This is a genomic window from Neobacillus sp. C211, from assembly GCF_051842875.1.
In the GTDB taxonomy this organism is placed as follows: Bacteria; Bacillota; Bacilli; order Bacillales; family Cytobacillaceae; genus Neobacillus.
Genome location: NZ_JBPXRO010000020.1, coordinates 1 through 23,970 on the forward strand (window position 1 = coordinate 1; position 23,970 = coordinate 23,970).

At 40.0% G+C, this 23,970-nt stretch carries 17 protein-coding genes, 1 pseudogene and 1 other annotated feature; of the genes and pseudogenes, 2 read left to right on the forward strand and 16 right to left on the reverse strand.

Translation table 11 applies throughout. The annotated features are described in order from the left end of the window. From ACSU6B_RS18305 to ACSU6B_RS18355, 11 genes and pseudogenes are all read right to left on the reverse strand, one after another. Nucleotides 1-226: pseudogene (locus tag ACSU6B_RS18305) on the reverse strand (IS5/IS1182 family transposase); the annotation flags it as partial. Nucleotides 227-557: 331 nt separating this feature from the next. Beyond that, nucleotides 558-2,057 (reverse strand): acyl-CoA synthetase, encoded by a 1,500-nt coding sequence (locus ACSU6B_RS18310; protein ID WP_410887418.1) that lies wholly within the window; start codon nt 2,055-2,057, stop codon nt 558-560. 113 nt (nt 2,058-2,170) lie between these two features. Next, on the reverse strand, nt 2,171-3,067 hold the full coding sequence (phaZ, locus tag ACSU6B_RS18315) for an intracellular short-chain-length polyhydroxyalkanoate depolymerase (protein ID WP_410887420.1): 897 nt from the start codon (nt 3,065-3,067) through the stop codon (nt 2,171-2,173). Beyond that, complete coding sequence (locus tag ACSU6B_RS18320; RefSeq protein WP_410887422.1) at nt 3,060-4,082, reverse strand: 3-oxoacyl-ACP synthase; 1,023 nt, start codon at nt 4,080-4,082, stop codon at nt 3,060-3,062. Before ACSU6B_RS18320 ends, phaZ begins: the two co-directional genes overlap by 8 nt. An 18-nt stretch (nt 4,083-4,100) precedes the next feature. Further along, nucleotides 4,101-4,280: a hypothetical protein gene (locus ACSU6B_RS18325; RefSeq protein ID WP_410887424.1), complete on the reverse strand. Its 180-nt coding sequence runs from the start codon at nt 4,278-4,280 to the stop codon at nt 4,101-4,103. A gap of 12 nt (nt 4,281-4,292) precedes the next feature. After that, the gene (locus ACSU6B_RS18330; protein ID WP_374102991.1) at nt 4,293-5,291 is read right to left on the reverse strand and encodes a branched-chain amino acid ABC transporter permease; all 999 of its coding nucleotides are present in this window, start codon (nt 5,289-5,291) and stop codon (nt 4,293-4,295) included. 7 nt (nt 5,292-5,298) lie between these two features. Continuing rightward, the gene (locus ACSU6B_RS18335; protein ID WP_410887426.1) at nt 5,299-6,159 is read right to left on the reverse strand and encodes a branched-chain amino acid ABC transporter permease; all 861 of its coding nucleotides are present in this window, start codon (nt 6,157-6,159) and stop codon (nt 5,299-5,301) included. 18 nt (nt 6,160-6,177) lie between these two features. Beyond that, complete coding sequence (locus tag ACSU6B_RS18340) at nt 6,178-6,885, reverse strand: ABC transporter ATP-binding protein (RefSeq protein ID WP_214730895.1); 708 nt, start codon at nt 6,883-6,885, stop codon at nt 6,178-6,180. Further along, entirely contained in the window at nt 6,863-7,636 is a 774-nt protein-coding gene (locus ACSU6B_RS18345; protein WP_215002398.1) for an ABC transporter ATP-binding protein, read from the reverse strand. The genes ACSU6B_RS18340 and ACSU6B_RS18345 overlap by 23 nt, the downstream gene beginning before the upstream one ends. A gap of 104 nt (nt 7,637-7,740) precedes the next feature. After that, nucleotides 7,741-8,922, reverse strand: coding sequence for a substrate-binding domain-containing protein (locus tag ACSU6B_RS18350; protein WP_410887563.1), 1,182 nt, complete (start codon nt 8,920-8,922; stop codon nt 7,741-7,743). 154 nt (nt 8,923-9,076) lie between these two features. Then, entirely contained in the window at nt 9,077-12,325 is a 3,249-nt protein-coding gene (locus tag ACSU6B_RS18355; protein ID WP_410887429.1) for a BTAD domain-containing putative transcriptional regulator, read from the reverse strand. Nucleotides 12,326-12,743: 418 nt separating this feature from the next. Here ACSU6B_RS18355 and ACSU6B_RS18360 point away from each other — a divergent pair, with 418 nt between their 5' ends. Continuing rightward, a complete protein-coding gene (locus tag ACSU6B_RS18360) occupies nt 12,744-15,293 on the forward strand; it encodes a bifunctional diguanylate cyclase/phosphodiesterase (RefSeq protein WP_410887431.1) in 2,550 nt (849 codons plus the stop codon). Here the strand turns inward: ACSU6B_RS18360 and thrB are convergent. Together thrB and ACSU6B_RS18370 are read right to left on the reverse strand one after the other, a co-directional pair. After that, nucleotides 15,286-16,203, reverse strand: coding sequence for a homoserine kinase (gene thrB, locus ACSU6B_RS18365; RefSeq protein WP_410887433.1), 918 nt, complete (start codon nt 16,201-16,203; stop codon nt 15,286-15,288). The genes ACSU6B_RS18360 and thrB overlap by 8 nt on opposite strands. Before the next feature lie 98 nt (nt 16,204-16,301). Beyond that, nucleotides 16,302-17,597 (reverse strand): homoserine dehydrogenase, encoded by a 1,296-nt coding sequence (locus ACSU6B_RS18370; protein ID WP_410887435.1) that lies wholly within the window; start codon nt 17,595-17,597, stop codon nt 16,302-16,304. A gap of 286 nt (nt 17,598-17,883) precedes the next feature. Beyond that, nucleotides 17,884-18,096 (forward strand) — a binding site (T-box leader). 63 nt (nt 18,097-18,159) lie between these two features. On the opposite strand from ACSU6B_RS18370, the gene serA reads away from it, so the two are divergent. Continuing rightward, entirely contained in the window at nt 18,160-19,803 is a 1,644-nt protein-coding gene (gene serA, locus ACSU6B_RS18375) for a phosphoglycerate dehydrogenase (protein ID WP_410887437.1), read from the forward strand. 45 nt (nt 19,804-19,848) lie between these two features. On the opposite strand, the gene ACSU6B_RS18380 is transcribed toward serA, so the two are convergent. From ACSU6B_RS18380 to gabT, 3 genes are all read right to left on the reverse strand, one after another. Beyond that, nucleotides 19,849-20,973 carry an HAD family hydrolase gene (locus ACSU6B_RS18380; protein ID WP_410887439.1) on the reverse strand — a complete coding sequence of 375 codons (1,125 nt, stop codon included), beginning with the start codon at nt 20,971-20,973 and terminating at the stop codon, nt 19,849-19,851. Between the two features lie 145 nt (nt 20,974-21,118). Then, nucleotides 21,119-22,540: an NAD-dependent succinate-semialdehyde dehydrogenase gene (locus ACSU6B_RS18385; RefSeq protein WP_410887565.1), complete on the reverse strand. Its 1,422-nt coding sequence runs from the start codon at nt 22,538-22,540 to the stop codon at nt 21,119-21,121. A 39-nt stretch (nt 22,541-22,579) separates the two neighbouring features. Further along, on the reverse strand, nt 22,580-23,950 hold the full coding sequence (gene gabT / locus ACSU6B_RS18390; RefSeq protein ID WP_410887441.1) for a 4-aminobutyrate--2-oxoglutarate transaminase: 1,371 nt from the start codon (nt 23,948-23,950) through the stop codon (nt 22,580-22,582). Between the last annotated feature and the right edge of the window lie 20 nt (nt 23,951-23,970).

A 23,970-nucleotide genomic window follows, 5' to 3' on the forward strand; every position in this document is an offset into this window, starting at 1 on the left:
GCTCGGATCGGATGCCATATATATAACCAATAAACATCATTTTAAATAGAATAGTGGGATCGGATGGGCGTCCGTTATCATCACTATAATAAGGACGTACCTTTTCAAGAAGGAATGAAAGATCAATATATTTATCGATTAAACGAAGAAGGTGATTGTCAGGAACCAATTCATCAATAGAAACAAATTCATATTCACTTTGGGTAGATACTCTTGGTTTAAACATAGATTTCACCACTTAATTTTTTATTGTTTGGTTGTGTTAAGAGCAGTGTATTATTGATTGTACAGCTCTGTTGATTTGCGCGGAAGGCACGCAGACTCCTGCGGGAGTACGGGGCAGGGGAGACCCCGCAGGTGCTTCAGCGCCGAGGAGGCTCCCCGGCACGCCCGCGGAAAGCGAAGTGCCTGGAGCGCAAATCAACAGACATGTTGCAAAGTCTATATATTAATAATATTATAATAAATTAACGCGGTGAATGGTTAAAGTTATTGTAGAAAATAAGAGGCTGTCGAAAGTTTCTCGACAGCCTGAGGGAGAACAGTTTGTTCTCCCTTTAAATGACCGTGCTCATTTCCTTTAATTTCTTTTTATCTATTTTTCCCACATGGGTTTTTGGCAGTTCTTCTAAGAAAATGAATCGCTTTGGAATTTTGTATCGGCCTAGTTTAGCCGCGCAATAAGGTCTCAATTCTTCCTCTCCTACAGTTGAGGAGTCTTTTAAAACAATAAAAGCAGCTACAATTTCTCCCCATTTTTTATCCGGCAATCCGAGGACTGCGACCTCATCTATGTCTGGGTGTTCCGCGAGCCATTGCTCTATTTCAAGCGGATATACATTCTCCCCGCCTGTGATAATCATATCTTTCTTTCGGCCGACAATATAATAGAAGCCTTCTTCATCCCTTTTGGCTAAATCCCCTGTATGAATCCAGCCCTCCATCAACGTTTCCGATGTTGCTTGTTCATTATTCCAATAAAACGAAAAGGCATGCTTCCCTTTAATTAATAACTCACCAACCTCATTGTTTTCTGCTTCTCGGCCATCTGGTTTTACTAATTTAATCGAATTAAACAGCATCGGTTTACCGACAGACCCACGTTTTATTTGGGCATCTTCCGGGCTAATATAAAAATTATTCGGCCCTGCTTCAGTTAACCCATAACCCTCTTTAAAGGCTAACCCCTTTTTTTGAAAAGAATCATATATTTGTAAAGGACAGGGCGCGGCACCTGATAAAAAGATTTTCATTGTCGGAAAATCACTGCCTTGAAATTCATCGGTTTGAATGAGCAAATGATACATGGTAGGAACCAAGAGAATAATTGTACAGCGATAACGATTGATGGATTCCACAGCCTTTTGCCCGGTAAATTGATCGCCTATAACGACAGTCCCACCAATCATAAGGACAGGGATACTAAGCGCATTTATTCCACCCGTATGAAACATCGGTAAATAATTTACCGTAACATCCTCAGCTGTTAAGCTCCAACTTATTATTGTGTTCATTGCATTCCATAAGATTGACTGATGACTTAACACTACACCCTTAGGTTTACCGGTTGTTCCCCCTGTATAAATCATCGCCAACGGGTCGGTTTCAATGATTTCTTCTGTAAAACTATCTCTAATTGGATACGAAGAAATTTCAAGATAATTTTCCGCTCTAATTAAAAAGGAATTCGGGTAAACGTTGGTTAATTGTTCGTAGATCGTCTCAAATTGCTGATGGATTCCAATTAACACGGGTATACAATCCTGCAATATTTCGCTGATCTCATGCTGCGATAAACGCCAATTCAGAGGAACCAAGATGGCTCCTATTTTTCCACAGGCAAATAATAAATCAAAATAGCTAATATCATTAGGTGATAAAAGGGCAACCCGATCGCCTTTTCTAACACCTTGGGACAGGAGCCAGCTGGCTACAGACTTTGCCCTTTTATTTACTTCTTTAAACGTCCAAGCTTGGTTTGTTTTTTCATTTATAATTGCATCCTTTTCCGGAGATAATCTTGCTCTACTATCAAGCCAATCCAGTTCCCACCTCACCGAATAATCGCTCCTTCACTACTAGATGCAACTATCTTACTTATTTCCGGTTACAAGGGAGTTACATAATCAGACTCTAATATCGGATATGAATGGTTATCGACACATTTTTCTTAAACATCACTATCTATAAATTGTGTAATTGCGTTTACTAACTGTGCAAGATCATCCACCAATGGGGAGTGACCACAATTCTTTAACTCAATAAACCTAGCTTTTTCCCCTAGGTCCTCAATTAATTCCTTCGTCATGTCTCCAGTTACCACAAAATCACGGTCTCCGCTTAGTACCAGTACTGGTACCGTAATATCATCAACTTTCCCATTTCCTTCAACAAGTCCATTATGATGGTGGCTAATATTAAACGTGTTATTGGAATGATGCACCTCAGCTAAGTTCCGCTGGGTTCTCATATCCTGAACATACTCATCATAAAGGTCAGGTGCAGGCTGATTGTGAGTATAGATTACAGCGTTCCAAATGAGCTTCAATAATTCAGTGTTATTCGTGTCATAGGCAGTCTGGACAGGAATAGTTTTAGTAACATCCCTTTTAATCTCTTCATGTAACGCAAATCTCCGCGGCTCATCATTTTCATTTAATTTCCCGTCAAATGGATAGCCACGAGTGGATTCAGATGCTAACAAAATAAGTTTGTTTGCGTACCCAGGGTAATCTGCGACAAACTGCATGGCAACCGCACCGCCGGTTGACCATCCAACAACCGCAAAATCCTTTAAGCCTATTTCATCAACAAACAGCTTTACATCATCTGAAAAATCTTTTATAGACATCACTAGATTGGTATAGGTTGAACCGCCAAATCCTCGTAAGTCAACCGCATATAGTTTATATTTGGCATCCAAATTCTCAAGCACCAAATCCCAGTGCTTCGATGAAGTCATATTTCCGTGGATTAACAAAACCTTTATTTCTCCTCCAGCCCTTTCCCGATAAGTAAGTGTTTCGCCATTTGTAAGTTTAGCTTCCTTTAATGTCACATTAATCATCCAGATCAACCTTCCCCCATTTAATAGTAGTAGCTCCCCACGCATAGCCAATTCCAGCACTAACTAAAACGACAACATCGCCTTCTTTAACTTTTCCATCTGATAAGGCCAACTCCAAGGACAATATCTGATCAATTTGCCCGATATGACCATAATCTTCTAGATAAATAGACTGCTCTTCGGACAAACCCAGTTCATTTAAAACATATTCATGTGCGGACTTTTTCATGTGAAGGATACCAAGATAAGAAATATCCTTCTCGCTAAACCCACTTTTCCTTAAAGATACACGAATGACCTTTAGAAAATTATTCATTGATTTCTGTTCGAGGCGCTCCTTCATACCTTCTGGATCGAGAACATCGAGCTTATTAAGCCGCTGAGCTATAGCCTCTTTTGTAATGGGGTTCTTAGTCCCTCCGGAAACAACGACGACGTCATCTGAAAAAGAACCATCAGTAATTATATCCGTTTCCATTAATAGGTTTTCGTTATGGCCACTTTTTAAAAGTATGGCTCCACCGCCAGCACCGAGATTAAACATGAAACGGGTCCTTGGATTGTCGTAATCAATGAAATCCACATTCCGATACCCACCTGCAAGAAGAACCGTTTGAATACCTGGATCAGCAATCATCATAGATTTTGCTACTTTTAATGCCATGACAGTTGTCCCGCATCTTAAGGCAACATCAAATGCCCATGCATTCAAAGCTCCAACTGCTTCTTGAAGTTTAATACCAGCGGTCCACAGAGGGTATTCCTTATGTTCCTCACCAATATAAATGACAAGGTCAATCTCCGTTGGATCTATTGCTGCTTTAGCAATAGCTTGTTTTGCAGCGACGATCCCCATTTCACACGTATGGTCTTCCGGTCCTGGGATATACTTTTGCTTTATGCCCATTTTTTCTTCAACAACTGAAACAGGGATATCGGCCATTTCTGCAATCTCTTTTCCAGTCAAAAATTGTTCAGGCAAATAAATGCCCGTGCTCAGGATCCCGATTTGCAAAGCTAATCACCTACCTCTCTATGCTTTTTCCGCCATAGCCTTCATAAAAATCAGCGCTTCTTCAATTGATTCAAATAATGTTTCTTGGTCTTCTTGAACATGGGTAACTTTTATTCTCCATTGTTTCTCGCCTGTTTCCTTTTCAAAAGCGGCCAACTGAAACCGAACAACAAAAGAAGCAATTTGATTTAGCTCCATTCCTTCCTCCCTCTATCCCGCCAGTTTCCCCTCTTTTTTTGCGGATGGTTGTTTTTTTCTTTTCCATGAAAGCGTACTTAACGTACCAACAATTCCACGAGGGAAAAACATAACCACCAAGATATAAATTATCCCGAAGAAGATTATCCAACGCTCAAAAATCCAATGCTCTTTCGCTAATTCTGTCAGCCAATCATGAGCAAATTCAATTAGTCCTGCCCCGATAATTGCCCCAATTAATGTTCCAACCCCGCCAATGATCGTCATTAATAAGGCGTCTAAGGTGATATCCATTGAGAACACACTCGTATTCACAAATCGGAGCGAAATCGCATATAAAATCCCTGCAACACCCGCCAGTACTCCAGATACAACACTTGCGGCAATTTTATAATGAAGAACATGATACCCTAATGATTCCGTCCTCTGCTCATTTTCCCTAATTGCCTGCAACACGCGTCCCAACGGTGAATTGGTAAATCGCTTCAGGATGAGAAAAACGGCAACCATAACAATAAGACTGAGGAGATAAAAATTAGTTCGGTCAATAAACAATTCTGGGACCCGAAAAGTGAACCCATCATTTCCATAGGTCAAGGTCCGCCACTTTTCCGCCAGAACGAGGAAAAGGCCAGATAAAGATAGGGTTAGCATAGCGTAAAAATGGCTTTTCAAACGTAGTGTAAGCAACCCAACAATGAAGCTGACCACAGCTGTAAGCACAATTGTTGTTAAGACTGCCAGTAAGAAGAAAATAAGCGTTGGTTCAAATCGTTTCATAAAAATGCCCATAGAATAAGCTCCAATTCCAAAAAACATGGCATGCCCAAAGGAAACGATTCCCGTAAAGCCCAATAAGAGGTCATAGCTCATCGCAAAAATTGAAAACACAAACACTTGTGTTAACAAAATCAAAAGGTTTCTAGATTCATAAACAAAAGGTAATAGCAGCAGAAAAGCGGCGACGACTAAAAAGATCGCTGTCATTCTATTCCCTTGAATAAATCTCAATGTATTTTCACCCCTTCGCTCCAAATAAACCCTGCGGCCGAATAATAAGGACAATTGCCATTAGGAGCATATTAACTGCCAGTGAGAGGTCCGGGACATAATAGGCCATAAAAGAACCGGAAAGCCCTACTAAGATGGCGGCTAAAACGGAGCCCTTAAAATTGCCCATCCCCCCAATGACGACAACAATGAACGCTAAAATGGCAAACTCCATTCCCATACCCGCATGGATTACTCCCGAATATGGTCCAAGGAGGACACCACCTAGAGCAGCCATTCCGGCACCAATCATAAACACAAACATAAATACCCTTTGTATATTGATTCCAAGCGCCTGAACCATTTCTTTATTCATGACGCCAGCTCGGACCACTAGACCAATTTTGGTCTTTTTGAGTAAAAATTGAACGCCGGTAAAAATGAGAAATCCCACAAAAATGATAAAAACTCGATACTTAATAATAATGACGCCGCCAAGCTCCCAGCTTCCTTTTAAATAATCGGGGGGAGATGCGGTTATTTGATTAGGACCCCAAATGACTTTCAGCATTTCGGATAAAACCAGCATTAAACCAAGAGTAATTAATATTTGCTGGACATGATTTCCATACACCGGTTTAATGATCCACTTTTCGGTAATAATCCCTAACAGGAATCCTGTTAGGATGGCGCCAATAATTCCAATCATAAAGCTGCCTGTTTTCGAGTAAATCCAAAGACCACTATAAGCTCCCCAGGCAAATAACCCGCCATGAGCAAAATTCAGCACGTCCATCAAACCAAAAATGAGGGTTAAACCGGCGGCTAATAAAAAAATCAGCATCCCTGTTGCCAAGCCATTTAAGGTTAAATTCATGAGTACTTCCACAAAGATGTTCCCCCTTCCTTACGCAATCCCTAAATATTTTCGTTTCATTTCTTCATCTTCTTTTAATTGCTTCATTGTTCCCTGACTTACAGTTCTTCCATCATCGATAATATAAAAGCAATCACCAATCGTGCTTGCCATCATGAAATTTTGTTCCACTAACACAATGGTGGTTTGATCTTTCATTTGTAAAATAGATTCCATCACCTTCTCAACCACGATGGGGGCCAAGCCTTTACTAGGCTCGTCAATTAACAAGAGCTCGTTTTCATTTACATAGGCTCTGGCAATCGAAAGCATTTGTTTTTGCCCGCCGCTTAAAAGGCCGCCTGGTTTTTTCCAAAACTTTTTCAAGTCTGGAAACAACTCTAAAATCGAATCCATCCTTTTAGCCGTTTCTTCATTTTCTTTCTGAATCGCCACGCGCATATTTTCCTCTACGGTTAAACCTGCAAAAATCCCTTGATCTTCGGGGACATAGCCGATACCCTTTTTAGCAATGGTATAGGTGGGCAGTGTTTGTATTGTTTCTCCTTTAAAAGCAATACTTCCCTTCGAAGCTGGATTTAGTCCCATAATGGTTCGTAATGTCGTCGTTTTTCCTGCTCCATTTCTTCCAAGCAGTACCGTTACTTCGCCTTTTTTCACCTCAAAGGAAACACCTTGTAGAATATGGTATTGACCAATATGCGTTTCTACTTGATCAAGCTTCAACAGGTCGTTCATCAAAATGACCTCCTAAATAGGCAGACTGAACGGTTTCATTTTTCATGATTTCTTCAGGAGTTCCGTCTGCTAGCAGTTTTCCATTAAATAACACCATCACTGAATCCGATAGATCCAAAATCATATCCATTTTGTGTTCAATCAGGACAATCGTCCGGTTCGCTTGTTCTTTTATTTTCTTAATAACTTCTAATATCGCTGGAACTTCTTCAAGCGACATCCCCGCTGTTGGCTCATCTAATAAAAGTACTTCAGTTTCAAGAGCCAGCAGCATCGCAATCTCAAGCTTCCGCTTTTCCCCATGTGCGAGGTTACTTGCTAGTGAATTCTTTTTTTCATCTAATAGGACCAATTTCAGCCACTCAAGCGCCTTTTCTTCAAATACCCGGTACTTTTTATAGTGGAAAAACATTTGGTAACGAATTCCTGCTTGCGATTGAACGGCTAACCTGACATTTTCTAAGACTGTTAGATTTGGAAAGACATTAGTGATTTGAAAAGAACGGCCGATTCCCACCCTTGTTCGATTCGTAGATGAAAATTTCGTAATATCTTTACCGCGGTAATATATTTTTCCTTTAGTAGGGTTTAATTGTCCGCTTAACAGGTTGAAAAAGGTTGTTTTCCCGGCCCCATTTGGTCCTATAATTGATTTGAAGTGTTTTTCAGGAACGGAAATACTGACGGAATCCACTGCAGTATGACCGCCAAACGTAATTGATAAATCATCGGTTTCAATAAGTGTAGACATTCGTTTCACCACCTAAGTTCTTAGCATAAAATAAGGAAGAGGGTGACCAGCAATTTATGTCGGTCAAACCCTCGTCATTTTTTATCAGTTGAGATGACTTTAACTTATTTATTCCGTATTGGCGGTGCAGTTTCTTCAAGAGATAGCTCCCTGATCAGTACTGGGACCGGGTATGGAACACCATCTTTTTTCTCTAGCTTAATTGCATACAAGGTTTGCAGTGCCTGGTGATCCTCTGGTCGGTAAGTCATCTTTCCTTTCGGTGTTTCAAAGGTCATACCTTCCATGGTTTCGATTAATTTATCAGCATCTGCAGAACCTTCCGTTTTCTTCAATGCCTCTACAATCGAAATAGCAGCACTCATCCCCCCTGGGGTAAATAAATCAGGAACTTCGTTGTTAAATCTCTTCTTATGTTCCGCTACGAGCCAGTCGTTAATTTTATTTTTCGGCAGGTCATGATAATAAACAGTAAAACCTTCCATCCCAATCAACGGCTCCATTGTTGATAAAGCAGCAATATCCGGGGCCCCAGTCGAAATTTTGATTCCTTTTTCTTGAACCTTCATATCGGACAATTGTTTCCAAGGGGAGTTTGCTCCTGCCCATACCACAAATAAGTAATCAGGTTTTGAGTCAACAATTTTTTGAATATTAGAAGTAAAATCTGTCGCTGCTGGATCCGCATATTCTTCCTTTACGATTTCAGCACCCAGCTTTTGGGCGGCTTCTTTAAAGGCAGCAACGCCATCACGACCAAACGAATAATCCGGAGCAAGTGTCGCTATTTTCACTCCTTTTTTTGCAATCGCTGCAGCACCTGCTACGGCATCTTGAGAAGAGTTACGTGCTGAACGGAACATATACTTATTAAACTCTGAACCTGTAATGCTATCAGCTGCTGCAGGTTCAACTACCATTATCTTTTGATATTCTTCAGCGAGCGGTAAGACGGCCAAGGTATCCGCAGAACTGGAGGATCCAACAAGGAAATCTACCTTATCTTCCTCTAAAAGCTTTGTTGCTTTTTGCACAGCTACTTCCGGCTTTGTTTCTGTATCTTCCACAATGAATTCGATTTTTCTTCCAGCAACCTCCAATTTACCTTCGGTTGCATAATCAAGGCCTAGCTCAAAACCTCTTAAGGTTTGCTTTCCATAGGCTTCTAAAGCCCCAGTTTTGGAGGCAAGCACGCCAATTTTGATTGGATTTTTATTTTCCGAACCACCATTGTCTTTCGAGTCTGATGATGATTGATCTGAACTGCATGCACTGGCAAACATCATCACAAAAATAAGTAAACCTAAAATTGCCCATTTCCCTCTATTACCCTTCACTCTTTTTCCCCCTTAAAATGTTTAATATCAAAATGGCATAGCTTTGATTTTATGATAGGAGATGGAAGTTACAAACTAGTTACAAAATAGAAGCAGCCTCTTATTAAGGCTGCTTCATTGGATGGATGACTTTTTCTGATTCAATGATCATCTGGTACATATGCTTGGTCGGTTCTAACGGAGTTACTCCTAGTTCTTCCTCTAATACTTCTGTACATTTTTTATACCATTTCATCGCTTGAGGACGGTTATTTTTCCGGTAATAACAATACATAAGCAAACGATACGCTTCTTCCCATGTTCGGTCACGTTCAAGGATTTTTTCACACCAGAAGATTGCTGTCTCGTAATTTTCCTTGCGGACCATTAACTGGGCCATTTTCTCGGCCCCTCGTAAAAAATAAACGAGCATGCTCTCTCTTTTGTTAATACACCAATCATCATAACGGCGGTCAGGTAAGTATTCTCCTTGATAAAGTTGCAAGCCCTTTTCTAAAAAGTTAATGACTTTATCAGAATCAGATTCTTGTAATCCTTCTAGAATCCATGTTTGAAATTGGGTCGTATCTAATTCAATCACAGCATTCGGATTTAGCCCATAGAACAAGCCTTCCCTTATTATAAAAAATGGTGCAGCCCTCGCCTTTCGTAATGGTTCCAGCACATTTTGCAGACTATTTAAGGCCACTTTAAAATCACGGTCCGCACTCTTTTTATCTTGATAGGGCCAAAGGATCTGAATGATTTCATCCTTGGCAATCGATTCACTTATTGTAATTAATAACTGAAACAACTCCTTGGCTTTTTCTCTTTGCCAATCCTTCTCCCCAACTTCCTTCTCACCGAGCCATAGTTTGAACTGACCAAGAGTTTGAACCCGAATTGTGTAACCTGGATGTGCATCAAACGTGGCAACTCCCATTTCCCGAAGGATTTTCTCGACATATGATTTTTGAATTTCCACTTTCCTGCATTCAATTAACAAAGGTACAAACACTTGCAAATCCTTTGGACTAAATACAGATCTCTTCTGAAAAAAGAATTCAAAATCGTGAACTTGGACGGAACGTAAGAATTCTGTCATCGTTTTCATAAATAAATCTGTTTCTTTCTGTAAATAAAAAATATAGGAAAACCAGAAATTGCTTAACATTAGCCCAAATGAATCTTCACATTGTTCGAATAAAGAATTGGCTTTTTCTAAAAACAGATGGGCCTTAGGCAGCCGTTGATTATAAATACAGGCGATCCCCATGCAAAGAGTAATAAATGCAGAAAGCCAGACATCATGGACTTTCTCTGTCTCTTGAAGAGCCTTTTCGCCTGCATCTAAGGCCCGTTGGAGTTCTCCACTCGTTCCATATAAAATACAGAGACCCATTAGTGGTTCCGCTTTCCCTCTGTCGACATTCAATTGATCCATAATTTCTAAAGCAGTCTGGTAGCAGTTTTCAGCTAAGTTTAATTCATATTTATTTAGAATCTGTACGGAATGACCCATTCGAATCCAGCCACAAGCCTCAACAAATGGGGCCTTTAGGCTTATTCCTTGCTGAATTCCCGCTTGTGCAAGTTCTTTTGCCTTTAATCCCTCGCCCGTAAACGCTTCAATTAATGATAGTAATAAATTGGTTTCACGGTGTGCTTGCGGCAGGGACGCAACCTTAGTCCCGTTCTTTTCCTCTTGAAACAGATAAAGCAATTTCTTCGCCTCATCAAAACGCCCGGTTCTTAAATACAATCTTGCTTGTAAATTTCCGTTCGGACTTGAAGACTTCGATTCCTGTGTCTTTTTGATCCATTTTTCTGCCTCTGATGATTTACCCGAGTTTAGCAGATTCTCCGATAGCAATTGATAAAGTTTACCCTTTTCCTCAACTGAACCATTGGTTTTTTCTCGATAGGTTATTGCCTCATATAAATACCTCTCAGCATGCTGCGGCTGAATTGTATCTAGATAAATTTTGGCTTTCCCTTCTAATGCTTTACTCATCCCAAGATAATCTTGCCTTTTTTCTGCCATAGAATAGGTCCGATTATAACAATCCTCTGCCTCTGTATAGTGGGAACGATAGCGATGAATTTCTGCCTTTAAATACCAAAGGTGGTAATAAACATCCATATCCGAATCAGGAATCATCGTTAACTGATCATATAAGCTTTCCAATTTTCCGCTTTCAAGCATCGTTAAGCCATTCAATTGTAAGATGGAGGCAATCGCTTGATAGTGATTGATTTTTTTATAATGATGGAGTGCTGCCTCCCACAGTTTCCTTTTCTCATAAAAACGAGCACATTTTTCGTGGAGACTAGCATAGTTTCCCGGGTTATTTTTTTGAAAAACATTTTCGAGAAATTCTTTAAATAAGGCATGATAACGGTAGTGGGTTAATCCAATCTTTTGGATAAATAAATTCCGGTCTTTTAGCTGTTCAAGCATACTGGAGGCTCCATGAATCCCAATTACCTCATCACATATTTCTTCCTCCATCTCTTCAAAGATTGAAGTTTGTTCTAGAAACTGCTGGATTATTAGGGGCTGCTTTGAAAAGACTTCCATTACTAAATACTGAAAAAAGTCTTGAAGGGAATGCGAAGAGTGTTCAAAAAGCTCAGATATATCATTCTTAAGTGGAATCTGAGTGGCAATCATGCACAAAGCTATAACCCAGCCTTCTGTCATTTGGTAGATGGTTTGGAGGTGTTGGGATTCAACTTCTAATCCGTAAAGATCTGTTAATAACAGGTCCATCTCTTCAATCGTAAGGACTAGGTCATCTCTTGTAATCTCTAATAATTGCCCACAGACCTTCATTTTCGTCAGATTCTTCCATCCTGGACAGCTCCGGCTTGAAATAACTAAATGAAAATTGGCAGGGATGTGTTCAAGTAATTTTTCAATCCAGCTATTGATGGCATAGGAATGTTCAATTTGATGGAAGTCATCGAGGATTAAAGTAATCTCTTCATTTATCAATAAGATTTCATTAATAAACAGGGAACACAAAACACCTAATTCCTCATCGCGAATATAACGATCCATTGATTCGATGTATGTAACTAGTTCGGTTCCAAAGTCAGGAGTAATTCCGCGAATGGAATGGATGATATAGGTGAGAAAAGGCAGGATATCATCATCGATCGATGAAATGGAGTACCAGCAGCCTGGAATTTTTTCATCCCTCATAAATAAAGCAAGTGCCGTACTTTTCCCAAAACCAGCCCCAGAATGAATAAGGGTCAAAGGGTATTCAGGGATTTTCTTCATTTTCTGAGTGAGCTTAGCCCTTCTGATAAAGTCATCTTTTACAACTGGAATGCGCAGCTTTGTTTGAATGATCGGCAGATTCAAATGATCGGCCCCCTTTCCATTTTCGCAATATTTACACTATTTTACCATATTGGGAGTAATAAGTGTACGAGTAGGAAGGAAAACACAATCAATTGTTAATTTAAACATAAGTGGGGATTTTTTCTATGTAATAAAAATAAAAAATGGAAAAAACTATAGAAATAAGAACTAAGGAGGGTTTCTATGCTTGAAAAATGTTTTTATTGTACCACTGAGATTGAAGAAAGACAGTTGCACTATGTCTCATTTGTATCCTCAAACCAGGAAAGAAATGAATCACTTTGTGATGAATGTTATAAAGAATGGTTGGAAGGTTTGAAAGGTTAAAATCCTATTTGGTAGTGAAGTTATAACAAAACAGCTGTGACTCCTCCCTATTAAAATGGCTGGGTCACAGTTTAATTGGAGTGTCGCGTTATTGTCCATCAAAAAAAAGATGCCATTGATTTTTTGCTTGTTGGTTTTTTTGATTTTATTAACCAATAATGCCTTTCATTATATTCGTTCAAAAAACCAGCTGCTCGAAACTAATGAAAGAGAAATTGAAATGATCACTCAAGAAGTGTCATTCCAAGTTGAGAATATAAGAGAAGGCACATTGTATGTTGAAGATATTCATGCCAGAGAATTAAGGACAGCATCGTTAGCGATAAAACATGCACTGCCACCTAACTATCAAGATATTACAAATAAGCAACTAAGGAAACTTGCCCAAGAAGTAAGGGTATCGCATATAACCCTGTTAGCGAAAACTGCAGATGATATTATTGGTGTTCGGTCATCAGACGATAAGGAAATTAATATGTCTACCAAGGGATGGGGATATTGGTATGATGCATTTCACCAATTGTTTGCGTTAACGCCTGTTTCTGTTGGAAAAGGTTTAACCTTGCCTTACTTTTGGTCTGGGCCGATTGAGATTGCTTCTTCCAATCCCAAGCATACGGATAAATGGGGCTATTATTTTGATGGCACGACCAACTATATTATCAATCCTTATTTTCGTGACAATGAAGTATTAGAGTATGAACGAAGATTTGGACCTGGGGAAGTAATAAAAGGTTTTACAAAAGAACGAGGCATCTTAGAACTGACAGTGTTCAATCCAAAGAACTTCGGTAAAAAGAAAGAAGTTGTCACTTTAAACGGTAATAGTTATATTCGTATTTCTGCCAAACCAGTATGGTACGGATCATATAGATATAAAAACTATCAAGTTGATGCAAAAATTATTAAACAGGCGATAAATTCAAAAAAAGTGCAATCCTACAGAGATGATCTTAATGGTAAAGATATAATGAAAACCTTTGTACCAGTTTTCTCCACACCCTCTGAACCATTTGTCATCGGCCTTGTTTATAATTATGGGCTCATTGAGAAAGAACTCACACATGAACTTTTTGTTCATATTTTATTTTCCTTCTTTATTATGATTATCGTATTTATTATCAGTTTGATTTTTTCCCGTTCGATTACACAGCCAATCGGTTATATCGTTGAGCAAGTGAATGAAATTGCACAAGGTAACTTTAATAATAAATTACACTTAAAACGAAAAGATGAATTAGGCCTGCTTACGGAAAATGTAAATGCCTTATCTAATGATTTGCAGAACTATGTGAATGATTTAAATAAGAGCAAAGAATTAATTGAATACCAGGCATATCATGATCCATTAACTGGTTTGTCAAACAGAAGATATTTTTCAGAAAAATTAAAACCTACCATCGAACACGCAAAAGAAACTGGTGAAACGGTTTCGGTTTTATTCATTGATATGGATCGTTTTAAACAGGTGAATGACTCCTTTGGACATAACAAAGGGGATGAAATATTGAAAATTGTTGCCGAGCGGATTACTGCGTGTTTGCCTAGTGACAATAGTATCATTACTAGACAAGGCGGTGATGAATTTATTATTTTGCTAATGAATCTTGATCTCTCAGCAACAAAAGCTACAGCAGAAAAAGTTGTCAATACTCTTAAAAAAACCTATCTATTAGATGGCAACGAAATTTATCTCAGTGCAAGCTGCGGTATTAGCTTATTTCCAGAGCATACAAAAAATATGGAAGCGCTCGTTGTTTATGCTGACGTTGCAATGTACTCTGCCAAAAAGCAAGGTGGTAACAAAGTCATTGTTTATACCGAGAAATTAATAGAGTCGAACATTGAAAGACCAAAGCTTGAAGCTAGGTTACGGAAGGCCATTGAAAAAGGCAAGGTAGAAGTTTATTATCAACCGAAGGTTACTGTTGATTCCGGTAAAATTTATGGAGCTGAGGCACTATTAAGATGGAATGATGATGAACTTGGATTTGTCTCACCCGAACTGTTTATTCCTATTGCTGAAGATATCGGCTTAATCCATCCTTTATGGGAATTTGTTATGAAGGAAGCTTGTTATCAGGTGAGCAAGTGGAATCGTAACCGTCCCAACCCGATATCAGTTTCAGTTAATTTCTCGGCCCATCAATTTCATGAACCTTATAGCATGGTAAAACATGTCACAGAGATTCTGAAGGAAAGTCAATTGGGTTCTAATAATTTTGAAATAGAAATTACCGAAAGCATTCTCTTGAGTAATTCAACGGAAATTATTCAATCACTTAAATTGCTTAAAAGCATGGGCATTGCTATTTCGATTGATGATTTTGGAACAGGATATTCTTCCTTAAGCTATTTGAGAAATTTACCAATCGATACCTTGAAAATTGATAAATCATTCATTCAAGATATCCATGAAGATTATGCAAATTCAGAGATCCCAGAGGCGATTATTAACCTTGCTCGAAGTCTCCATCTCAATGTAATCGCAGAGGGCGTCGAAAAAGAGTATCAAAGAGATTTTTTACTATCGAAAAATTGCATTCAAATGCAGGGCTATTTATTCAGCAAACCGTTAAACACAGAGGAATTTGAGCAATACCTTCGAACCGATGAAAATAAAAGTGGAGAGATTAATTAATAAATCTCTCCACCATATTAACCCTGCTTCCTCTATAATCTATATTTAGTATCTTCGCTGACATAGTTGAAAATGCACTTTGGATTCCTAGTGCGAGCTGGTTTCCTTTTCCCTTCTCCGTAAAACAAAGAACAGTTGGTCCAGCGCCGCTTAGTGCCACTCCGAATGCACCATTGGATTTAGCGATATCTACTATTTCTTGATAGAAGTTAATCAATGGTTTTCGGTAGGGTTGGTGAAAAAGGTCCTGCTCCATCATTTTCCCTGCCATCTCCCAGTTTTGTGTTAATAGGGCCGCTACCAAAAGATTAGCAGTAGAAGAAGCTTGAATGGCCTCTTCACGGGAAAAAGCTGCTGGAAGCACCCCGCGTGAGTCCTTTGTTAAGAGGATCTCATCTGGAATAACTGCTACCATCTCAAAAGTAATATTAGTAAAGCTTAATATATCTACTTCGTTTTGTTTATATGAGCCGATGACCAGTCCACCGAAAAGAGAAGCACCCACATTATCTGGATGACCCTCAATCTCTGTTGCGATTAGCAGCTTTTCTTGCTGTGTTAGACCTAGCTTTCCTACCGTATCCGCTAGTTCAATCCCCGCAACTATCGCTGCAGCACTTGAACCAAGCCCACGTGCTAGCGGAATATCACTGTCGACTTTTATTTTGCAAGGATGTAATTCGATGCCATAGTTAGATGCCGTTTTAATAGCAATCTGACAGATAAAATGGGTCTCATCAGTTGGGAGGGATTTCAATTCATCACAAGCAGACCGAATATCCCACTTTTGGCTCTCCTCCACCTCTAACGTCAAATACAAATCAACAGCTAGTCCCATTGAATCAAAGCCTGGGCCTAGATTTGCTGTACTTGCAGGTACTTTGATGGTAAAACGATCATTTAATGTCACTATAGACAACTCCTCGAATATGTTCAGTCACTGCCTTTTCATCATTTGGTAATGGGATTGGCTTACGCGTATATCTTCTTCTAATAATCCTGGCCACCTTATAACGATTTCCTCACTACCCGATACGCACTTTTTATTTCCTTAACTGCCTTGAGATCATTTAATTCTTGTAAAATTTGATCATAATTAGTTAATGATGCTCGATGTGTTACTAAAACAATTTCTGAGGTTTCATTTTTCTTAACAGGCAGCTGTAAGATCTTTTCAAAGCTGACTCCATATTTTGCAAAGATGGTGGTGATATCAGCGAAAACACCAACCTCATCTTGCACATGAATCCTTAAGAAATATTTAGAGTATTTCTCCCCATTATCTTTTAATTGCTTTGGATATTGAGGTGTCACAGCACTTCGTCCATTTACCCCAAGCCTTAGATTTTTGATTACCGCGACTAAGTCTGAAACGATTGCAGTTGCAGTTGGCAAGCTTCCAGCACCCGGTCCATAAAACATAGTTTCACCAACCGATTCACCATAAACGTAAACAGCATTATATTCATTTTGAACCGAAGCAAGTGGATGATTATTTGATAAGAACGTAGGGGCCACACTTACCTCGACTTTTTCCCCTTCACGATGGGCATAGCCAATTAGTTTCATCGTATATCCTAATTGTTTTCCATAGCGCAAATCTTCCTCGGTTACCTTCGAAATACCGGATACCTGTACATCTTCCAAATCAATATGCATCGAAAAGCCTAATGTCGCTAAGATTGTCATTTTACGGGCAGCATCTAGTCCTTCTACATCCGAGGTAGGATCTGCTTCGGCAAACCCAAGGTCCTGTGCTTCCTTGAGGACCTCTTCATAGGAACGGCCTTCGTCGCTCATTTTGGTTAGTATATAATTGGTTGTTCCATTTACAATTCCCATCAGCTGCTTAATTCGGTCAGAGGCAAGTCCATCGACTAATCCTCGCAGAATTGGGATCCCGCCGGCAACACTTGCTTCATAAAACAAATCACAGCCGTGTTCAGAAGCTACGGTTAACAGTTCCGACCCATGCAAGGCCATTAGATCCTTATTCGCAGTAACTACATGCTTACCTTGACGAAGGGCAGTGATTAAATAATCTTTTGTATCTTGTACTCCGCCCATTACCTCGATTACAACATCAATTTCCTCATCGAAAAGGATTTCTTCCGTGTTTGAGGTTAAAACCTTAGCATCTATTTCAACTGGTCTAATTTTATGTATATCTTGGACAAGTATCTTTTTTATTACAACCGGGCAGCCCACCTGGTGGATTAATTTATCTTGATTTTTTTCAATAATCTTTACTACCCCACAACCTACAGTGCCTAAACCCAATAATCCAATCGAGATTGCTTTCATGTTTTACCCTCCCACTTTTTTGTCCACTCAAGACATACAATTGTTTCTCTGTTGTAGACATTATATGATTCTCTTTATTTTTTTACAATAGGTTTATTTCTAGTAATTATATTTTAACCGCTTACTACCGTATTATAAAGGGATTACTATTATTGAGCAAAATTTTTTAGCAAAATTTGAAATATTTTTTCTTTTTTATCCCTTTACAATATTGAAGGTATGGTTGTAGAATAATCACTATATTCAGTTATTTTTTGAAATTTCAATCTTTTAGATATTCCATAAATGAAAAGTGATGACGAAGACGGTATTAAGAAAATGCTTCAGAGAGCTGGTGCTTGCTGCGAACCAGTGCAGTTTTCTTAAGATGCCCAGCCCTTCTGAACTGGCCGCCGAAAGTTTTAGTAGGCGGGGCCCGGTTGAAACCGTTAACTTGTTGAGGCTGCTTTTATTTTGCAGCAAAAGAGGGTGGCACCACGCGTTTATTCACGTCCCTCATAACAAGACAATTCTGTCTGTTATGAGGGACGTTTTTTATTAGAAATTAAAGGAGGATTCAAAAATGTTTAAAGTCCTTGTTACCGATGGAATTAGCAATACGGGGTTGAAAAGCTTAATAGATCATCCTAATTTTACGGTAGACCGACAGCCAACACTTCCGACAAACGAGTTAAAAACGATCATTGGCGAATACGATGCTCTTATTGTCCGGAGCCAAACGAAAGTAAGTGAAGAACTGCTCAAAGCAGCTGGCCGTCTCCGTGTGATCGCTAGAGCAGGTGTCGGTGTCGATAACATTGATGTGAATGCGGCAACTAGAAAAGGGATTATTGTCATCAATGCACCTGGTGCTAATACAATTGCAGCAACCGAGCATACCTTAGCAATGATGTTATCATTAGCAAGAAAAATTCCCCAAGCCCATCAGAAAACGACCACCGGCGAATGGGACCGTAACTCCTTTAAAGGGGTGGAATTATATAAGAAAACACTTGGCGTAATTGGTATGGGTAAAATTGGAACTGAAGTGGCGAAACGAGCAAAAAGCTTTGGGATGAACATTTTAGGGTTTGATCCCTATCTAACTGAAGAGCGCGCAAAGAAACTGGGCATGACGAAAGCCAGTCTCGATTTAATTGCTCAAGAATCAGATTTTATTACGATTCATACGCCCCTTACCAATGACACAAGAGGACTTATTAATGATGACTATTTGCGAAAAACCAAAAAAGGGGTCCGTTTTGTCAATTGTGCCCGCGGCGGTGTTATCGACGAAAAGGCACTAGTTAGAGCCATTCAGACAGGACATGTGGCTGGAGCAGCCCTTGATGTTTTTGAAAAAGAGCCTGTTGCCGATCCAGAATTACTGCAAAATCCAAATATTATCGTAACACCGCATCTTGGGGCTTCCACGGTTGAAGCTCAAGAAAAAGTGGCCCAAGAGGTAAGTGCAGAAATCATTGAGATTTTCGAATCTCAATCCATTCAAAATGCGGTTAATATGCCGCAAATGTCAGGGGAAACACAGGCGAAACTGCAGCCATACTTACTGCTTGGTGATCAAATGGGGCAGCTTGTCATTCAATTATTAAACAAACAGGCACCTACTAAAATTGAAATTAATTATTATGGCGAATTAATCGGTGAAGATACAGAATTGTTAACTCGTACGATGCTTAAAGGTGTCCTTTCTTATCATTTAAGTGATTCGGTCAATTTAATTAATGCTCTTCACCTGTTGAAGGAACAAGGAGTCTCTTATAATGTTGTAAAAAACGCTTCGAATAAAGGCTTTGCAAATTATATGGAACTGAGTGTTACCAATAATTTTGAGACGGCCAAAATTGGTGCTACGGTCTTAAACGGCTACGGAGCTAGAATTCTAAAAATCAATCAATACCGGATTGATGTCAAACCAGAAAAATACCTGTTATATATTAAGCATCGTGACGTACCAGGGATGGTTGGTAAGGTCGGTTCTCTATTGGGTGATCACCAAATCAATATTGGAACAATGCAGGTTGGTCGAACAGAGGTCGGCGGCGAAGCTATCATGGTTTTAACCCTGGATAAGACATTAAATGCTAATGTCATTCACGCCTTAAAATTAATTGATGGACTAGAGGAAGCACAAGTCTTGGAGTTATCAAATGTGGATTCTTTTGAACCGGGACGTATGGAAATAGAAAAAGTAGAAAGTATCTAGGCAGAAGAAGAGGGATTGCGATCAAGCAATCCCTCTTTTTTGCACCTATAATATCCCTTTCAAATCGAGCACCGTATCAAGAATATATTCTGCTTCATGCTTTTCAAAATCACTTCTCGCATCTTTTCCTGACAGACCAGTTAACACCGCGGCAAACGGGCAGCCCAGTTGTCTAGCCGCTAACAAATCCGCCAATGAGTCGCCAACCACTAGAACGGTCTCCGCATTTTCAAGCGGTAAACGCGTATTTAAACAATCCTGAACTGATGCTTCTTTTCCGAGAAGTCCCATGATATATGTAAATGGATGCGGCTTCGACAGCGACTTCCTTTCGGGCAGCTCTTTTTCCGCCATTAGCACTTCATCAGCGGTGACGATCCGATTCACTTCAAAATGCTTTAACCAATCTAAATGCTGGAACGGCTGAATTGTTTCTAATTCAGGCCTGCCTGTCCCGATTCCAATCGTGAAACCTGATGAATTTAAGAATTGAAATAACTCATCAATTTCCTGCCTCGGGGCTAATGTGGTTTCATTTGCCAGAAAGCCCTTTTTCCCCTTTTGAACCGAGGGTCTTCCCATAGAGGCAAGAACATGTTCATCCCCCACATACCATTCTTGGGATACATGCTCACAAACGGACCAAAGTTCTCCCTTTTTAAAAATAGAAGTTTCGACCCCAAGCTTCTCCTTGGCCAACTCATTCAAATAACTAAACAACTCCTGCTTCGTTGCTTCTGAGCGCGCAAACTCTTCCACAAACAAATTGAAATTCAACTTTACACGATAATTACTCAACACCCTGCCAATCTCCAATAATGTTTCTCTAGTGATTGGTGCCTGACACCATTTAGTGATTTTCTCAAATTCAGTATCCTTAATTTGTGACAACAGGTGGATAAGTTGGTGGCAGAATGATAGATAGATCATGTCCCAGTTGGCGTTTAAGCCGCGTGATTTCATAAACTTGAGAACTTTATCGTTTTCAAATACTAACTCTCTTATTTCCTTGATTTCATCTTCACTATAATCCGTTATAAACTGCTCTGGTTCAAGTCCCAAGTAATTACAGCTAATCAACATCTCCCAAACGGTTAAGGCGGAAGCATCAAAATAATGCTCCTCGCTTAAAAGTACCCCATCTACGTCAAACAAAATTGTTTTAATCACTTATCCCACCCTCATTTCCAAGTTTGCTTTTATACGCTATCGTAACACAGTAGAACAATCAATTTGAAGTAAATTGTTTAAATTAAAATAAAAAGAACAAGCAGTGTATGAAGTTCTCAAAATGCACGGCTTGTTCCCATTGCTGCTATAAATCCAAACCTATCGATATATATTTTACTTCTAAAAACTCTTCGATGCCGTAATGTCCACCTTCTCGTCCAAGGCCGCTCTCTTTAAATCCCCCAAATGGGGCTTGAACGACTGAAGGCAGGGCATCATTCAGGCCAATGATTCCGTATTCCAGTTGTTCCGTAATTCTAAAGGAACGGCTTAAATTTTCTGTATACACATAGGCAGCTAATCCGTAACAAGAATTATTGGCCCGTTCAATAACTTCCTCTTCCGTTTTAAAGGTGGAAATCGGAGCGAGTGGGCCAAAGATTTCATCCTTCATGCATTCCATTTCGTCATTAATATTGGTCAAGATTGTTGGAGCATAGAAATAGCCGTTGTCTTCCGCAGGCTTGAGCCCGCTATAAGTGACTCTTCCACCCTTTTCAACTGCATCCTTGACCAGTCCTTCTACTTTTTTATAAGCGTCTTGATCGATTAGTGGGCCGATATCTGTTCCCTCTTCCAGTCCGTTGCCGACTTTAAGCTTTTCTAATTCTGTTTGAAAAAGGTTAATAAATTTGTCGGCTATTCCTTCTTGAACAAATACTCGGTTTGTACAAATACAAGTCTGACCGGCATTACGAAATTTTGATTGCACAAGTCCTTCAGCAGCTTTCGCTAAATTTGCATCATCCATCACAATAAATGGAGCATTTCCGCCTAGTTCTAGCGATACCTTTTTGACAGTTTCTGCAGCACCGCGCATTAACGTTTTTCCAACTTCTGTTGAGCCAGTAAAGGTAATTTTTGTCACGCGCGGGTCCTTCAGCCACGCTTCACCTATTTCTGAAGACCTTCCTGTAATCACGTTTAACACACCTGCAGGAATTCCAGCTTCATGGGCAAGCTCCGCCATTTTTAATGCCGTAAGCGGTGTTTGATTTGCCGGCTTCACCACAGCCGTACAACCTGCAGCTAGGGCTGGTGCTACTTTTCTCGTAATCATTGCCGCCGGGAAGTTCCACGGGGTTATCGCCGCTATTACACCAACTGGTTCCTTTCTAACTAGGATTCTTTTATTTGGATGCGATGCCGGAATCGTTTCACCGTACACCCGTTTTCCCTCTTCGGCATACCAAGAAATGAATCCATTGGCATACTGAACCTCTCCAAGTGCTTCTTTTAGCGGTTTACCCTGTTCAATTGTCATAATCCGTGCAATATCATGCTTGTTTTCTTCAATTAAATTGAACCATTTCATCAGCAGCTTGTAACGCTCTTCCGAAGTTTTCTTCGACCAGATTTTGAAGGCTTTATGGGCTGCATTGACAGCCTTTTCTGCTTCATATGCGCCGCCTGTTGGCACGGCACCAATTACTTCCTTTGTAGCAGGATTGATTATTTCTGTTATAACCTCATAATCACTTCCAACCCATTCTCCGTTAAGATACATGGGATAGATTTGATAATTTTTCTTTACAGTATCCATATTTTATTCCCCTCCAACGTATATGGCAGGATCATTTTTATAAACTTCTTCCATTGCTTCTTCGAGAATTTGTAATCCTTCTTCCAGTTGATCATCAGGGATCGTTATGGGCATGAGCAGGCGAATAACATTGCTATATATCCCCGCGCTAAGTAACATCAAGCCACGTTCCCCTGCAGCTTTTACAATTTTTCCAGCCGCTTCTTTATCGGGTGTTTTCGATTGTCTATCCTTGACGATTTCCATCGCACACATGGCACCTAGGCCCCGCACATCACCAATTCCTTCGAAACGTTCCGCAAGGAGGTGCATCTTTTCGAGAACGCGGTCTCCTAGATTTCTGGCGCGGTCATTCAGTTGTTCATTTTCAATAATATCTAATACTGTCAGCGCTGCCCGGCATCCGAGCGGACACCCAGCATAGGTTCCGCCGATTTCGCCAACTTCAGCGGTATTCATAATTTCCGCCCTGCCAATCACGCCACTGATCGGAACACCAGCCCCCATTGATTTCGATATCGTAATTAAATCAGGGACGACTCCAAAATGATCGATGGCAAAGTATTTTCCAGTCCGCGCGAACCCGGTTTGGATTTCATCGGCAATAAACAAGATTCCATACTGGGTGCAGATTTCCCTTACACGCTTAACAAAGGCAGTATCAGGCACGATAAAGCCGCCTTCTCCTTGCACAGGTTCCATCACGACAGCAGCAATCGTTTCAGGGGCGACTTCTGCCAGAAGAAACTGTTCAAATTGCTCGATAACCATGGCGCTATATTGCTGCTCATTCATTCCTTCCGGGCGGCGGTACCCATAGGGATATGGCGCCTTGTACACCTCTGGTGCGAATGGTCCAAACCCATATTTGTACGGCTTTACTTTACTTGTCATTGTCATTGTCATTAAGGTCCGGCCATGGAACCCTCTTGTAAACGAAACAATTCCTTGGCGATTTGTATATTTCCTGGCAATTTTTACAGCGTTCTCAACCGCTTCGGCACCACTGTTAAAAAAAGCAGCCTGCTTGTCAAAATCACCCGGGGCAAGCTGGCAAAGCCGCTCGGCTAGTGCTATATACGATTCATACATCATCACATTAAAGCCCGTGTGGATAAATTGACTAGCTTGTTCTTGAAGAGCTCTAACCACTCTTGGATGTGAATGGCCAACATTTATCGTTCCAATAGCACCAGCAAAATCAATATAACAATTACCGTCCACATCTTCGACCAGGGCTCCTTGCGCCTTTTTAACAAAGGAATGGCAGTTATTACTGATTCCTTTGGGGACATATTTATTTCTCCGCTCCAAAATTTCCTTAGACTTCGGCCCAGGTATCTCTGTTTGGAGCTTAACATATTTCTTTTCCACTTCTGTGCTCCCCCTTTTTA

What these genes read in the sequence shown, in the direction of transcription:
- phaZ (WP_410887420.1), bottom strand. Translation starts at nt 3,067, where the DNA reads ATGATTAATGTGACATTAAAGGAAGCTAAACTTACAAATGGCGAAACA.
- ACSU6B_RS18325 (WP_410887424.1), bottom strand. Translation starts at nt 4,280, where the DNA reads ATGGAGCTAAATCAAATTGCTTCTTTTGTTGTTCGGTTTCAGTTGGCC.
- ACSU6B_RS18340 (WP_214730895.1), bottom strand. Translation starts at nt 6,885, where the DNA reads ATGAACGACCTGTTGAAGCTTGATCAAGTAGAAACGCATATTGGTCAA.
- ACSU6B_RS18345 (WP_215002398.1), bottom strand. Translation starts at nt 7,636, where the DNA reads ATGTCTACACTTATTGAAACCGATGATTTATCAATTACGTTTGGCGGT.
- ACSU6B_RS18350 (WP_410887563.1), bottom strand. Translation starts at nt 8,922, where the DNA reads ATGATGTTTGCCAGTGCATGCAGTTCAGATCAATCATCATCAGACTCG.
- ACSU6B_RS18370 (WP_410887435.1), bottom strand. Translation starts at nt 17,597, where the DNA reads ATGAAAGCAATCTCGATTGGATTATTGGGTTTAGGCACTGTAGGTTGT.
- serA (WP_410887437.1), top strand. Translation starts at nt 18,160, where the DNA reads ATGTTTAAAGTCCTTGTTACCGATGGAATTAGCAATACGGGGTTGAAA.
- ACSU6B_RS18385 (WP_410887565.1), bottom strand. Translation starts at nt 22,540, where the DNA reads ATGTATCTTAACGGAGAATGGGTTGGAAGTGATTATGAGGTTATAACA.